The sequence below is a fragment of the Mycobacterium sp. NGS66 genome (assembly GCF_059812225.1).
The window spans coordinates 430,484-444,915 of record NZ_JCALCG010000003.1; the positions used below are offsets into that span (position 1 = coordinate 430,484).

Here is a 14,432-nt window from a genome sequence, read left to right on the forward strand (position 1 = left end):
TCGGCTATCGAAATGAACACGCCCTGTCCTTCCGAGGTTAGGTTTGTTCGCCGCCCCAAGGCAGGTGTCGGTTATAGGAGGTACCGCCAACCCCTCCCTGCAGGCACAGAGCTCTCCCTAGAGTTGACGAATATGGACGTCGCGAAGGACATCAAAGAGTTCTTGATGACCCGCCGCGCCAAGATCACCCCCGAACTGGTGGGCCTGCCGCCGGGCCGGCGCCGGCGGGTGCCCGGGTTGCGCCGTGAGGAAGTCGCTCAATTGGCCGGGGTGAGCATCGAGTACTACACGCAAATCGAACGGGGGAATGTCACAGGCGTTTCCGACGAAGTGCTGCACGCAATCGCGCGGGCGTTGCGGTTCACCGAGGCGGAGTCGACGCACTTGTTCGACCTGGTGCGTGCGGCCACCGCCAAGGCCGACCGGACCCGGTCACCGCGCCGCGCAGGTCCGGCGCTGCCGACCGGCGTGCAAGTCTTGCTCGACAGCATGGTCACCGCGCCGGCGGTGGTCTTGAATGGCCACCTCGACGTTGTCGCGACCAACGCGCTGGGCCGCGAGCTGTATGCACCGGTGTTCGCCCGCGCGAACACGACGCCGAACCTGGCCCGGTTCATCTTCTTCGACGCCGCCGCCGATCAGCTCTTTCCCGAATGGGCCACTGCCGCCGACGATGCCGTCGCGCTACTGCGCTCGGAAGCGGCACGGACTCCCGATTCGCCCGCTGTGACTCGGCTCGTCGGGGAACTCGCCACTCGCAGCGAGCAATTCCGCACCCGTTGGGCAGCCCACAACGTCAAGGCGCATCGGCACGGCATCAAGCGATTCCGCCATCCGGAGGTGGGCGAACTTGCCCTGATCTACAACGTCTTCGACATCACCGGTGTGGGTGGGTTGTCGTTGATCGGCTATACGGCCGAACCGAATTCACGATCCGACGAAGCGCTGCGCCTGCTCGCCAGCTGGATCACCAGTAGTGGTGCAGCGCAGCATGTTTCACAATGACAGTCGCTGCATCAGTTGTTCTGCGGCGTGTCGTCCGCTGAGCACGGCGCCGTGCACCGTGGCGGGATTGTCGGCGCCCACGGCCTCACCGGCCAGATACCGCCGGTCGCTGATCGGTTCCTGCAGTCGTCGCCGATCGCCGAGCCCCGAACCGGTTGCGTGGAACGAATACGCACCGCGCGCATAGGGGTCCGCGGTCCAACTCGACGTGGACACCGCGACCATGGCGACGTCGGCGCCGAACAGCTGGCGAGCCACAGGCAGCGCGCCGGCCATCAAATCCTTGGCCGACGACGACTCCACCGAGCGGCCCCGTTCACCGGCGTGGAATGCCATCACGATCGGCCCGGCAGCGGCCGGCATGGTGAACCACTGCGCCCACAATCCCGGTTCGCGGCCGATGAATTGGTAAAAGCTGTTCGCGCTGTTTGTCAGGTTCCAGGTTTGACGCTCGAAGCGGAAGTAGGTCTTGGACAGCACCCCGAACCCGAGCGCCCGCACCGCGCGGGCGTGTGGGTCGGGAAGCGGCGGATCAAAGCCGATCGCACCGGATTTCAGCACGCCCAGGGGCACCGTGACGATCGCGGCGGGGCCCTCGAACGATTGGTGGGCGGACCGCACCACGACCGCGTCGTCTCGTTGCGCGATCGCGGTCACGGGCGTGTTGAGCGTGATGCGCAGGCCGTCGGCGAGCAGCTTGGCCAGGGCGTCGTAGCCGCTGGGGATGATGACGTGGTCGCCGCGGGTGTACGTGCCGTCGTCGAACGTCGTGGCCGAGAGCTGGTCGGCGTCGGCGGCGTACTCGTCGGCGATTTCGGTGGCGAGGTAGAAGGCCAACTGAGCGCGCTCGTTGTCGGAGAGCTGTTCGGTTTCCGTCGCGGCGCCGACGGCGGCGCCCAGGCTGCCGCCGTCGACCCGGTCGCGGGCGCGTGCCACGAACTGACGCCAGCCGGTTTCGTCGTAGTCCATCGGCCGCAGGCCCGGATCGACCACCAGCCTTGCCGAATCGGTGTAGGCGGTTGGCACGGTCTGGACCCGTGCTTGGTGGGCCAACTCGGTCAGCGGATTGTCTGTCGCGCCGTGAATCCAGGACGCGCCCATTTCCATCGGCGCGCCCCAGTCGCGGACGGTGTGCACCCTGCCTCCGATGCGGCCGCGCGCTTCGATCAGCCGTACCGGCCAGCCGGCGTCGGAAAGCTTGCGAGCGGCGGCCAGGCCAGCCATCCCGGCCCCGACGATGAGCACCGATTTGGTGTCCGGCGAGGTGCGATCTTCAGCCGCGCAGCCCGCCGCAAGGCCCCCGCCCAGCACGCCTGCCATGGCCGTCAAAACCGCCCGACGGGAAATCGGGGACACGTATGTCATGTTGCACGGGCGTGCAAAAATCCGCACCACGCTCTGGGGCGATTCTCAGAGTTTCTCGTTGATTTGGGGTTAAACTCGCGGACATCCGGAGAACGGGCAACGGGGCCGTGTTCAAGGGGGAAGCGACGATGGGTGCACGACAATCAGTCCAGGGTGACGTAGCTATCCGCCCCAGAGTCCGGCTCCCAGACCCCCTGATTCCCACCGAAACGCTGACCGTGCGAGCCACGGACGGCACCTCCCTGCATACCGAGGTGTACGGACCGCCGGATGGCTACCCGATTGTGCTCACGCACGGCATCACCTGCGCGATCCGGGCCTGGGCCTATCAGATCGCCGACCTTTCGCCCGACTACCGTGTGATCGCCTTCGACCATCGCGGCCACGGTCGAAGTGGTATCCCGAAGCGGGGCGGCTACAGCCTGGAACTCCTTGCGTCCGATCTGGATTCGGTGCTGGAGGCGACGCTGGCCCCGGGTGAGCGGGCGGTGCTGGCCGGTCATTCGATGGGCGGCATCACCATCGCCGCCTGGTCGCAGCACTTCCGCGACAAGGTACGCGCGCGCGCCGACGCCGTCGCGCTGATCAACACCACCACCGGTGATCTGTTGCGCAAGGTGCGATTCTTGTCGGTCCCCCGGGAGCTGTCGCTGGCCCGGGCGCTGGCCGGACGTGGTTTGGTCAGCGTGTTCGCGGGCTTTCCGATTCCGGGCGTGGCGCAGCTGCCCAGCCGTTATGTGGTGGCCATGCTGGCCGTCGCGGCCGACGCGGATCCCAGTGCGGCGCGGCTGATCTACGAGCTTTTCGCGCAGACGCCGCCGGCGGGACGGGGCGGCTGCGCCAGGATGCTCGTCGAGTCCCTGGGCGGGCGGTATCTCAGCCTGGACGGGCTGACCGTCCCCACGCTGGTGATCGGCAGCGAATGCGACCGGTTGACCCCGATCAGCCAGTCCCGCCGGATCGCGCGCACCGCACCCAACGTCGTCGGCCTGGTCGAGTTGCCCGGCGGCCACTGCTCGATGCTGGAGCAACACGACGAGGTGAACCACCAGCTGCGGGCACTGGCCGAATCGGTGAGCGGTCACCCGCGCATGCGGCGGATCAGCTCGTAGCAGTCCTCACAACAGTTCGGCGACCTCGGCGGCCGCCCGGTGGCCGGACCTGACGGCCCCGTCCAGATACCCGGTCCATTCCTCGGCGGTCTCGGTGCCGGCCCAATGGATCGGCCCGACGGGCTCCCGCAACCACTGCCCATAGCGGGTCCAGGATCCCGGCGGCACCGCGGCCGTCGGGCCGCCCGGCGCGAATTCCTCTGCGCCCCAACGGTAATCGACGTAGTCGAGGGGTTTGAGCGCGTCGTCGCCGAACAGCGACGCGAAGCAGCGCAGCGAGTCGCGGCGGCGCTGCTCGCCGGGAAGCGAGTCGAAGGCGCGGGCATCGGCGAAGCCCATCAGGATGCCCGGTCCGTCGTCATCCGGGCTGACGTCGAAAGTGATGAACACCGGGCCTTCGTCGGACAGCGCCATGCCGGAGAAGCCGTTGGCCCGCCAGAACGGCGTCGGGTAGGCCGCGTAGGCCTTGCTGAGCCTGCCCTGCGGCCAGTGCGTGGCGAGCTGCTCGTACTCGCGGGGCAAAGGGGGAGTGAACTCGATGGACATTCGGTGCGCCGGCGGAATCGCCACGATGACAAACCCGGCTTCCGCCTGGCCGCGGTCGGAGGTGACGGTGACACCGGCACCATGCCGGTCGATGCGCCGGACCGGGGCATTGAGCAGCACAGCGTCGCCGAGTTCGGCCGCCGCCGCCTCGGCGATTTGTTGCGTGCCGCCCGGAAAGCGGTCCTGCTGGGCACCGTTCTCCACGTCGAGTAACCGGTCCAGGCCGCCGGCGGCGTGCACGTAGCGGGCGGCGTGCAGCATCGACACTTCTTCGGGTTCGCAGCCCCACGTCACCCGGGCCATGATGGCCATCAGGACTCGCGACGACTCGGTGGCCCGTACCGAGCGCAGCCACTCGGCAAACGAGAGCTCGTCTAGTACGCGGGCGCGTCGGGCAGCCCAGGGCGCGGCGCTGGGGACGGCCCGGGCGATTCTTTCGAATTGCCAACGTAACCGGGCGATATCGAGCAGTCCGGTCAGCGACAGATTCGGGATGGTGCCGCGGTACGGGCGGGCCCAGCCCCGCCAATGGATCAGGTTCTTGCCGTTGTGGTAGGTCGGGGCGGTGTCAACCTGCAGGTCGGCCGCCAGCGCCAGGACGGCGTCCTGGGTCGGCCCGACGAAGGCGGCACCCATATCGACCGGCAGGCCGGCGACGCTGCCGGTGAACGAGCGTCCGCCCACCCGGTCACGACCCTCGAAGACCAGCACGTCGTAACCTTGCTGTTTCAGGTCGCGTGCCGCGGCTAACCCGGCGAACCCGGCGCCCACTACCACAACGTCGACAATCCGTGGCGGGTCCGTCACGCCCTATAGTGAACCGCACATCCGCGCCGAGTGTGGCGGAATGTCACGCCTTTTCGACATACGCGTGCATCAACCGCACGTTGGGCGCGGTCAGGGGGCGACCGTCAACCAGTCGGTGAAACCGGATGGGTCGTGCCGGCCCAGCGCGCCATGCTCGTACAGGCCCCAGCCCTCCACCGGGTCTTGGTCGCCGTCACGGCAGACCGCGCGGCCGACGTGGTCGATGACGCCGAAGCCGGATCGGGCGATGATCGCCGGGTCGGTCATGTCGTAGGTCAGCCGCTCGACGAACTTCTCGCCCTTCCACATCCCGTGCAACCAGTCCGAGTCGCCGCCGTAGCCGCCGCCGACGTGGATCGGGACGGGCAGCTTGGACTCCACGTCGAAGTGCACGGGTGTGCCGTCGGGAGTGGTCGCGTCGATGGTGGCCCCGGTCGGGATGCGCGTGCCGGAGCGGTAGTGGATCTTGACCCGCGGCCAGCCCAGCTGTTCGACGCGGCCGTCGCGCCATACCCGGGTGCAGTCGTTGAGTGAACGGAACCCGTCGGGCTCCTCCTGGATGATGAGCACGATGGCGAACTCGTCGAAGGCGATCGGCACATACAGCCACCACATGCCCTCGAACGGCGGGTCGGCGGGCCGGCCCGCCGGTTCCGGCTCGCCGATGGGCCGGATGCCCCAGGACCGGTCACGGCTGCCGATCCAGGTCGCGGGATCGACGGCGATCTCCTCGCCGTCGATTACCAGCCGGCCGCTCCAACTGCCGAGCTGGGCGAACCGCTGCGCGTCGAGCGTCACCCGGTTGCCCGAGCGCAGGATGTGCGGCTGCTCGCGGACCACGTCGAACAGCCCGTCCCAGGTGAGATCGGCCGCGATGCCCTCGGTTTCGTCGAGCACTATCCGTACCTTGTGCAGTGGCTCGATGACCTCGACGCGGTAGCCGTTGACGTTTTGGTTCAGCCGGTCCTGGTCGATGGCGTCGGAAAGGTGCACCGAGGTCTGAGTATCGCCGCGCCGGATCAGAAAGAACGCGTCCTTCACGCCGAGGTTGGGGTAGTAGCCGATGCCGCTGATGACGAAGATGTCGCCGGTGCGGTCGTGGGCGTTGAAGTAGGAGCGGTCGTAGAAGTTGCGGTCCGACGAGCCGGGCCAGGCTATGGGCTGGGGAAGCTGATGTACCGGGTACTCGTCAAGTGGGCCTAGCATCAGTTTTCCTCTCCGATAAGACGTTTCATCAAAGTCGCGTGATAGAACAGTGATTCGACATCCTCAGGCTGCTCTAATTCGCCGAAGTGAATGCGGCGCGCACTGGTCCGCATGAACACGCACGCCCACATGACACCGGCATACACGTAAAACCACTGCAGGTCACCGACTTCCACGCCGGCAAGGCGCCGATAGGTGGCACGGACGTCCTCCTCGCGCATCACATCGGGTAGGCCGGGTAGTCCCGCCAATCCGGCGAGCTCTTGAAAGACCTTGTGCGCGTAGATCATCCAGGCAACGTCCAGCTCGCGCGGGCCCAGCGTGACCATCTCCCAGTCCAGTACGGCGACCGGCTCGAAGTCGCGATACAAGACGTTGCCCACTCTGGCGTCACCCCACAGCAGTACTGGTTCGCGGGCGGCGGCCTCGTCGGGCCAATTGTCTTGTAGCCACTGCAAACTGCGCTCCACCAACGGTGATCGGCCGATGTCGGGTACTGCGAAGTCGTACCAGGACTGCACCCAGCCGAAGTGCCGGCGCAGCGCGGTGTCACCGGTCAGTCGTTCGGTCAAGAAGCCAAATGTATTCTCTGCGTTGGGGATTGAATGCAATGCGGCCAGTATTCCGACCGAGGCGTCCTGCAGCTTACGCTGTTGCTCGACGGGTGCGTCGGCGAACCAGTTGCCGCCGAACGTGTACGGCATGACGTCCGGCGGCACCACCCCGTCGACGTAGTCCATCAGGAAAAAGGGTGTGCCCAGCACCTCGCCGGTGGTCTCGATCCAGCGCACCCGGGGCACGGGCACGTCGGTCAGTTCGCTGACCTTGCGGATGACCTCGAATTGGTGGTCGAGGCGATAGGTCGGGAAAACCGGCACGTCTTCATTGGTGGGCGCCACGCGGGCGACGAGTTTCTGCTCGACGGGCCGGCCGTTCTCCGGCCAGCGAGCGGTCAGGATGATCGTCTCCGACGACATGCCGGTGGAGTCCACACCGCTTTCCACGGTCAGCTCGGGTGTCACGCCGCCGGGCAACAGCGTCGACAACCATCGCGACATCAGGCTCGGGACCGCGGTGGTATCCCGGCTCGAGCGCTGCAAGCGGCCCACATCTTCGACCGCGGGTTCGTTGGCCACGGGTGGTCCCTTCGCGGGGTAATTACGATACGGTAGGTAGCGTTATGAAAGCAGACCCGTCCTCCCTTGACAAGGCCCCCGGCGCCGGGCGGCCGCGCGATCCGCGCATCGACTCGGCCATCTTGGCTGCGACCGCGGAACTGCTTGTGGAAATCGGATATTCGAACCTGAGTCTGGCGGCCGTCGCCCAGCGTGCCGGTACCACGAAATCGGCGCTATACCGGCGCTGGTCGAGCAAGGCCGAGTTGGTGCACGAGGCGGCGTTCCCGGTCGCGCCCACCGCACTGGAGGCTCCGGCGGGCGATATCGCCGCGGACATCCGGATGATGATCGAGGCGACGCGTGACGTGTTCACCACCCCGGTGGTGCGGGCCGCGCTACCGGGCCTGGTGGCCGACATGACGGCCGATGCCGAGCTCAACGCCCGGGTCATGGCGCGGTTCGCGGACCTGTTCACCGCGGTGCGGGTACGGCTGCGCGAGGCCGTCGACCGCGGCGAAGCCCATCCCGATGTGGACCCGGACCGGTTGATCGAGTTGATTGGGGGAACGACGATGCTGCGGATGCTGTTGCGCCCCGACGAAAAGCTGGACGAGGCGTGGGTGGAGCAGACCGCCGCCATCCTGGTGCACGGGGTGACCCGGTGACGGCCGCGCGCCCGCGGCTTGCGGGCCGGACCGCGATCGTCACCGGTGGCAGCCGCGGATTGGGCCGGGCGATCGCGCTGGCGCTGGCGGCCGACGGCGCCGCGGTGGCGGTGGCCGGCCGTACCGAGCAGGTCTGGGACGACCGACTGCCCGGCACCATTGGCGAGACGGTCGCGGACATCGAGGCGACGGGCGGGCGCGCGGTGGCGGTGCGAGCCGATCTGACCGACCGCGACGACGTCGCCGGTCTGGTCGCGGCGGCTCGAGATGCATTGGGGCCCATCACGATTCTGGTCAACAACGCCGCATTCACCGCGCCCGGCCGCCCGGCTCGTGGCACACAGCCACGCGCCAAGCCGACAAACCCCAAGAGCGAAAAACCCGGCTGGCCGGGGTTCGTCAGCACGCCGCTGGCCGCCTACCGCCGGCATTTCGACATTGGGGTGTTCGCGGCCTACGAGCTGATGCAGCTCGTCTGTCCCGACATGATCGCAGCGGGGGGCGGGTCGATCGTCAACATCACCTCGGTGGCATCCCGCATGCCCGGTAATGGGCCCTATCCGGACCGCAGCGCCGGTGTGCTGCCGGGTTATGGCGGCTCCAAGGCGGCACTCGAGCACCTCACCCAATGCGCGGCACTCGATCTCGCCGACTACAACATCGCGGTGAATGCGCTCTCGCCGTCGAAACCGATCATGACGCCGGGCCTGTCCTACTATGCGCGCGAATTCGTCGACACCGCTCCGGCAGAGGAGTTCGCGCAGGCGGCCGTGGCACTGGTGCTCGTCGACCCCGCCCAGGTCACCGGACGCACCATTGGCCATCACCAAGTTCTCGACGGCACCTTCCGCCCCTTCACCCTGGATTAGTTTCATGCGGCGTGTAGGTCGATGAGGGTGATGGTGATGGCGGTTTCGACTTCGCTGAGGTCGATTCGTGGGCTGGGTGGTGGTGGGGCGGTGGACCGGTAGTGTGCGCCGGTGGGGGTGATGAATTCGGCGGTGTGCGTATGGTTTTCGTCGATGCTCGTGTTGACCTGCCAGCCCGGGGGCTTCTTTGGCGTAGTTGCAACGTTCGCACAACCCGAGCCCGTTGCCGGCGCTGGTGGGTCCACCTTGGGCCCAGGGGTCGGCGTGGTCGGTGTGGCGGATGGGCGCATCGCAGTGGGGGGTGCGGCAGCGTTGATCGCGTAGGGCGATGAAGTGGGCCAGGCCGCGCGGGAAGCGCCGGGCCCGGCTTTCCATGGCCACCAGTGCTCCGCTGCGCGGGTGGACATAGAGCCGGCGCAGGGTGGCGCGGGTGCGCCGGTCGGTGGCCGCGCCGGCCACCATGGCCCGTGCCACCGCGGCGGGGATGGGCCCATAGCCACTGAGCTGGGCCGGCGTGGTGTCGCCGGCGAGCAAGGTGGCATCGGAGAGCACCAGGTTCACCGCGATCGGGGTGGGTATCGCTGCGGCGCGCCCGGTGAGGCGTTCGATCAGGGTGTCAGCCATCACCTGCCCGCGGGTGCGCCCGTCGAAGGTGGTGTCGGCGGCGCGGCGCAGCGCGGCGTAGGCGGCCACCCCCTGGGCGACCGGTAGCAGGGCGGTCAAATAGGTCATGGTGTCGGGGGCGGGCCGGATGCTGACCGTGCGCTCGGCGTCGGCCTTGGCGGCCCGTTCCACCACGGCGTGCGGGTCCAGCCGGTAGGCAATCGCCTGGGCCGCCGCGGCGATGCGGGCATCGCCCATCCCGTCCAGATTGGCCACATCGGCGCACAACTCGGCATCCAGCGCCCGGCGGTCATCGACGTCCAGGCAGGCTGATTCGCGCACGATCAAGGTGGCCCGCCATTCCGAGAGCGCCCCGGATTCCAGCGCGGCCAAGGTGTGCGGCATCTCGTGCACCAACGCCTTGGCGAAGCCTAGGTGCCGATTGCCCCGCGCCGGGGAGTCGCGGCGGGCCAAGGCGATCTCACTGGCCACCCCCCGCCCGCGCCGCGCGGCCGGCACCCCGGCGCCGGCCTCGGCGGCGCGGCGCGATGCGTCCAGCGCCGCGGCCGCACGGGCTTGCCCGGCGGCGGCGGCGGCCTTGATCCGCTCGAGTTCACCGATGCGCGCGATCAACGCCGCTTCATCAGACGCCGGATCCACCACCGCCAAGGAATCGCACATGTGTTCGACTATACCCGAGGGCGACGACAAGTCGCCGAGGCCGGCGGACGCCACGCGAACTGGACCGCAATAGGCCAGCGCCGCTAGCCTTCGGCTATGGGGCGATCGCCTGCCTCGATGCGTCGCTGGCGCGGCTGCAAGCCACCGTGGCCCTGCGCGTGGTCGTCGCGCGCAAGCCGGTATTGGCCGCCTCGTGACTGAGAAGCCGACGCGGCGCGTCGTCGTCCTGATAGTGCTGTTGCTGCTTGTTGCTGCTGCCTTGCGTGGATACCTTCCGGCCCAGAATCGTTCGACCCGCGAGCTGATCGGCAACCGCGCGGCGCTGATGATCATCGTGGCCATATTGAGCGTGACGCTGGCGCTGCTGGCTATAGCGGTCATTGGGCGGTTGCGAGATCCACGGGCGGTGGCGCCACACACGCGCGATCTGTCCGAAATGCTCGGCGCCGGCCGAAGACGAGCCAATTGGCGCGTGCTGTTGATCGGACTCGCGGTGATCGTCGCCTGGTTGTTGATTGCATGGCTGCTGGCCCGGTTATCCGTGCCGCACGACAGCAGTTCGCAGGTGGCAAGCACGAATCCGACAGCGACGGCGACGGGCGCCCGTACCGCACCACCTCCGCCGCCGCCGGCGCAAAACCCGCCCCAGGGCTCGGGTGACATGTTCAAGGTCCTGCTTGCCGGCGCTATTCCGATGCTGGTGATCATCGTCGCCGGAGCGATCCTGATGTCACGACGACGTTGGCGCACGGTCACGCCGACCACGACCATGGACAATCAAGACGCGCAAGAATCAGCGGCCGCCCCACCGCAATCGGAATCGCTGGTGCGAGCTGCCGAAATCGGCCTTGCCGAAATCGCCGACCTCAGCCGCGAACCGCGAGAGGCGATCATCGCCTGCTATGCCGCGATGGAACGTGAGCTCGCGAATGTTCCCGATGCCGTTCCTCAGGACTTCGACACCCCCACCGAAGTGTTGGCCCGAGCCGTCGAACACCATGCCCTGCATGCCGATAACGCAGCGCGGTTGGTAAACCTGTTTGCCGAGGCCCGGTTCAGCTCACATGTGATGAACGAGGACCACCGCGAGGTGGCGGTGCGGGTGCTCAGGCTGGTTCTCGATGAACTGGCTCCGCGCACCGGTATCCGGGGTGGCGCATGAAAAAACTTATCGCGCTTGGGGTTTGCCTGATTGTCGGTATCGAGCTGCTGGCGCTGATACTGCACGACCGCCGGTTCGTGCTGGCCGGGGCCGGTGCCGCGGTAGCTCTGGTGCTACTGAACATCCGCCGGCTGGTGGGTCACCAGGCCGCGGCCGAGATCGACCGGACTCCCGACGATCTCGGCGAGGGGTTGCGCCGCTGGCTGTCCACCACCGAGACGACGATTCGGTGGTCGGAGTCCACCCGGGCGGACTGGGACCGGCACCTGCGTCCCATGCTGGCCCGACGCTTCGAAATCGCCACCGGCCACGGACAGGCCAAGGACCCCACGGCTTTTCACGCCACCGGCCGAATGCTGTTCGGCGCCGAATTGTGGGAATGGGTCAACCCGAACAACGTCTCGCGTACCGGTGACCGCGCGCCGGGCCCCGGCCGGGGGACACTAGAGGAAATTCTGCATAGGTTGGAGCAAGTGTGATGAGAGGCGCCACCACGATATGACGATGCCGGCTGCTTGGGCGCCAAGCAAAACCACCTCCCATTGCGAGGCGGTGCTCGACGAAATCGAACGTGTCGTGGTGGGAAAGCGTTCCGCCCTCACCCTCATCCTTATCGCGGTGCTCGCGCGCGGCCACGTCCTCATCGAAGATCTGCCCGGCCTCGGCAAGACCTTGATTGCCCGATCCTTCGCTTCCGCGTTGGGGCTGCAATTCACCCGGGTTCAGTTCACCCCCGATCTGCTGCCCGCGGATCTGCTCGGGTCGACCATCTACGACATGCAGTCGGGTCATTTCGAATTCCGCGCGGGCCCGATTTTCACCAACCTGCTGCTCGCCGACGAAATCAACCGCACGCCGCCCAAGACGCAGGCGGCGCTGCTGGAGGCGATGGCCGAAGGCCAAGTGAGCATCGACGGCCAAACCCATAAGCTGCCAATGCCATTCATCGTTCTAGCGACCGACAACCCGATCGAGTACGAAGGCACCTATCCGCTGCCGGAGGCACAGTTGGACCGCTTCGCGATCCGGCTGGAATTGCGCTACCTCTCGGAGAGCGACGAAACCGCGATGCTGCGCCGCCGCCTCGAACGCGGTTCGGTCGAGGCGACGGTAAACCAGGTGGTGGACGCCCACGATCTCATGGCGATGCGCGAATCGGTCGAACAGGTGAGCGTGCACGAGGACGTGTTGCACTATGTGGTCTCGCTGGCTAACGCGACCCGGCACCATCCGCAGGTGGCCGTAGGCGCCAGTCCCAGAGCCGAACTCGACCTCGTTCAACTCGCGCGTGCCCGTGCCCTGCTGCTGGGCCGCGACTATGTGATCCCCGAAGACGTGAAGGCCCTCGCGACGGCGGCGGTGGCGCACCGAATCACCTTGCGGCCTGAGATGTGGGTGCGCAAGATCCAGGGCGCCGACGTGGTCGGGGAACTATTGCGGCGCCTGCCTGTGCCGCGCACGAAGTGAGACACGTGGCGGTGACGCCGTGATCGAAAGCCAAGAAGTCGAGTTACGTTGGCGGGCATCGAAACTGACTCAGGCGATCGCCACTTGCGCCGGATTCGCCTTGGCCGCAGCGGTGATCGGTGGCCGCTGGCAGCTGATTGCGTTCGCTGCGCCACTGCTCGGCGTGTTGTGCTCGATCACTTGGCAGCGCCCGGTGCCGAAGGTTCGTGTGTATGGGGAGCCGGACTCACAGCGGCTCTTCGAAACCGAGCCAGCGCGGCTGACCGTCTGGGCCGCCCCAGAAATCGAGGGCTCCTCGGCGCAAACCCGGACAGTACCGGGTGTCCAACTCTCCATTGCTGCCGTGGAGGGAATGCAGCTCGAGCTGGCCGACATGGCCGCTCCGGCCCCCGGCTCGCTTGCGAAATCTGTTGTGGCAGTGGCGCAACGCTGGGGCCGGTATCCGATCCGGGCGCGGGTGGACGTGGTCGCCCGCGGTGGGTTGCTGACGGGCACCGGGGCCGTTGATGCCGCGCAGGTCGTGGTGTTTCCCTTGACGCCGCCCCAGTCGACGGCGATCCCCCGGACCGAGTTACTGGACCGCCTGGGCACCCATCTCACCCGCTACATCGGCCCGGGAGTGGAATACGCCGACATCCGTCCCTACGTCCCCGGTGACCAACTGCGCGCGGTGAACTGGCCGGTGAGCGCGCGCCGTGGCCGCCTGCATGTCACGCAGCGGTTGACCGACCGCGCCGCCGATGTGGTGGTGCTGATCGACACCTACCAGCAGCCGCCCGGCCCGGCGACTGAGGCCACCGAACGAATAGTGCGGGGCGCCGCCCAGGTGGTGCAGACCGCGTTGCGTAACGGCGACCGGGCCGGCATCGTGGCGCTCGGCGGCAACCGGCCGAGATGGCTGGGCGCCGATATCGGGCAGCGCCAGTTTTATCGGATCCTCGATACCGTGCTCGACGCCGGGAACCGCTTCGAAAGCACAACGGGGACACTGGCGCCGCGTGCGGCGATTCCCGCGGGCGCGATCGTCATCGCGTTCTCCACGCTGCTCGACACCGAATTCGCGTTGGCCTTGATCGACCTTCGCAAGCGAGGCCATGTGGTGGTGGCCGTCGACGTGCTGGACAGTTCGCCGTTCGAGGACGAGCATGACCCCCTGGTGATCCGGATGTGGGGACTGCAGCGCTCCGCGATGTATCGCGACATGGCCACCATCGGTGTCGATGTGATCGCCTGGCATGGCGACGACACTTTGGAGCAGTCGATGGGCGCCATACCCGACCGCCGTCGCCGGATCCGGAGATAGCGCTCATGGCATCCCCGACCCAACCCGGAGCTCGTGCTCTGGCAGCGGCATTCGGGCTGCTCATGGTGAGTTCGGCAGCGGTCGCATCCCACGGAGCGGCATTCGGCATGGGAATTGCAGCGCTGATTGCGGCGGGTGTCGGGCTGGCATACCGTCCGGCCGCAACGCTTGCCGTGCTGCTGACGGTGTGCACTGTCGCGCTGTCCGGTCCACCCGCGCTGTTTGCCGCGATGTCCGGACTTTGCGCCGCAGCCTACCTGGTGTGCCGGTACGCCATCGGCACACCCGTCGGCACTGTCCTGGGCAGCGCGCCGACAGCCGTTGCGGCCGTGGGCTTTACGTTCGCCGGGTTAGTGGCGACGGCGTTCCCGTTGCAGTTGCCGTGGTTGCCGTTGGTGGCGCCATTGGCGGTGGTGGCGATCTACGCGTTGGCCACCCGCCCGTTTCTGGGCTGATCGCGGAAGTGGGTCGCCACCATCAGGTTCAGTGGCGATCACGAGCGCGGCGCAGCCGGGCGAAGTGG

Annotated in this window: 13 protein-coding genes and 1 pseudogene; 9 read left to right on the forward strand and 5 right to left on the reverse strand. The window is 67.4% G+C overall.

Translation table 11 applies throughout. The annotated features are described in order from the left end of the window. The first annotated feature begins 132 nt into the window (after window positions 1–132). Window positions 133–1,005 (forward strand): helix-turn-helix domain-containing protein, encoded by an 873-nt coding sequence (locus tag AC5Y2L_RS09915; protein WP_499933243.1) that lies wholly within the window; start codon window positions 133–135, stop codon window positions 1,003–1,005. Here AC5Y2L_RS09915 and AC5Y2L_RS09920 read toward each other — a convergent pair. Then, complete coding sequence (locus AC5Y2L_RS09920) at window positions 997–2,361, reverse strand: flavin monoamine oxidase family protein (RefSeq protein ID WP_499933241.1); 1,365 nt, start codon at window positions 2,359–2,361, stop codon at window positions 997–999. The two genes, AC5Y2L_RS09915 and AC5Y2L_RS09920, sit on opposite strands and share 9 nt — an antisense overlap. Before the next feature lie 137 nt (window positions 2,362–2,498). On the opposite strand from AC5Y2L_RS09920, the gene AC5Y2L_RS09925 reads away from it, so the two are divergent. After that, window positions 2,499–3,482 carry an alpha/beta fold hydrolase gene (locus AC5Y2L_RS09925; RefSeq protein ID WP_499933239.1) on the forward strand — a complete coding sequence of 328 codons (984 nt, stop codon included), beginning with the start codon at window positions 2,499–2,501 and terminating at the stop codon, window positions 3,480–3,482. A gap of 6 nt (window positions 3,483–3,488) precedes the next feature. Here the strand turns inward: AC5Y2L_RS09925 and AC5Y2L_RS09930 are convergent, their stop codons facing one another. From AC5Y2L_RS09930 to AC5Y2L_RS09940, 3 genes are all read right to left on the reverse strand, one after another. Continuing rightward, window positions 3,489–4,835, reverse strand: coding sequence for a flavin monoamine oxidase family protein (locus tag AC5Y2L_RS09930; RefSeq protein WP_499933238.1), 1,347 nt, complete (start codon window positions 4,833–4,835; stop codon window positions 3,489–3,491). Between the two features lie 90 nt (window positions 4,836–4,925). After that, window positions 4,926–6,041: an Rv3169 family protein gene (locus tag AC5Y2L_RS09935; RefSeq protein WP_499933237.1), complete on the reverse strand. Its 1,116-nt coding sequence runs from the start codon at window positions 6,039–6,041 to the stop codon at window positions 4,926–4,928. After that, window positions 6,041–7,177: a phosphotransferase family protein gene (locus AC5Y2L_RS09940; protein ID WP_499933235.1), complete on the reverse strand. Its 1,137-nt coding sequence runs from the start codon at window positions 7,175–7,177 to the stop codon at window positions 6,041–6,043. Before AC5Y2L_RS09940 ends, AC5Y2L_RS09935 begins: the two co-directional genes overlap by 1 nt. Window positions 7,178–7,221: 44 nt before the next feature. Between AC5Y2L_RS09940 and AC5Y2L_RS09945 the strand changes: the two genes are divergently transcribed. Both AC5Y2L_RS09945 and AC5Y2L_RS09950 read left to right on the forward strand, forming a co-directional pair. After that, on the forward strand, window positions 7,222–7,824 hold the full coding sequence (locus tag AC5Y2L_RS09945) for a TetR/AcrR family transcriptional regulator (RefSeq protein ID WP_499933234.1): 603 nt from the start codon (window positions 7,222–7,224) through the stop codon (window positions 7,822–7,824). Further along, window positions 7,821–8,693: an SDR family NAD(P)-dependent oxidoreductase gene (locus tag AC5Y2L_RS09950; RefSeq protein ID WP_499933233.1), complete on the forward strand. Its 873-nt coding sequence runs from the start codon at window positions 7,821–7,823 to the stop codon at window positions 8,691–8,693. Before AC5Y2L_RS09945 ends, AC5Y2L_RS09950 begins: the two co-directional genes overlap by 4 nt. A 2-nt stretch (window positions 8,694–8,695) precedes the next feature. On the opposite strand, the pseudogene AC5Y2L_RS09955 reads toward AC5Y2L_RS09950, so the two are convergent. Next, a pseudogene (locus AC5Y2L_RS09955) lies at window positions 8,696–9,977 on the reverse strand (HNH endonuclease). Window positions 9,978–10,170: 193 nt separating this feature from the next. Between AC5Y2L_RS09955 and AC5Y2L_RS09960 the strand changes: the two are divergent. The 5 genes from AC5Y2L_RS09960 to AC5Y2L_RS09980 are packed head-to-tail and all read left to right on the forward strand — an operon-like array spanning window position 10,171 to window position 14,364. Continuing rightward, on the forward strand, window positions 10,171–11,139 hold the full coding sequence (locus AC5Y2L_RS09960) for a DUF4129 domain-containing protein (RefSeq protein ID WP_499940075.1): 969 nt from the start codon (window positions 10,171–10,173) through the stop codon (window positions 11,137–11,139). Beyond that, window positions 11,136–11,618 carry a hypothetical protein gene (locus AC5Y2L_RS09965; RefSeq protein ID WP_499940074.1) on the forward strand — a complete coding sequence of 161 codons (483 nt, stop codon included), beginning with the start codon at window positions 11,136–11,138 and terminating at the stop codon, window positions 11,616–11,618. Before AC5Y2L_RS09960 ends, AC5Y2L_RS09965 begins: the two co-directional genes overlap by 4 nt. A gap of 19 nt (window positions 11,619–11,637) precedes the next feature. Continuing rightward, the gene (locus tag AC5Y2L_RS09970; RefSeq protein WP_499940073.1) at window positions 11,638–12,606 is read left to right on the forward strand and encodes an AAA family ATPase; all 969 of its coding nucleotides are present in this window, start codon (window positions 11,638–11,640) and stop codon (window positions 12,604–12,606) included. Window positions 12,607–12,625: 19 nt separating this feature from the next. Further along, entirely contained in the window at window positions 12,626–13,909 is a 1,284-nt protein-coding gene (locus AC5Y2L_RS09975; RefSeq protein ID WP_499940071.1) for a DUF58 domain-containing protein, read from the forward strand. A gap of 5 nt (window positions 13,910–13,914) precedes the next feature. Continuing rightward, window positions 13,915–14,364 carry a hypothetical protein gene (locus AC5Y2L_RS09980; protein ID WP_499940070.1) on the forward strand — a complete coding sequence of 150 codons (450 nt, stop codon included), beginning with the start codon at window positions 13,915–13,917 and terminating at the stop codon, window positions 14,362–14,364. The last annotated feature ends 68 nt before the right edge of the window (window positions 14,365–14,432 follow it).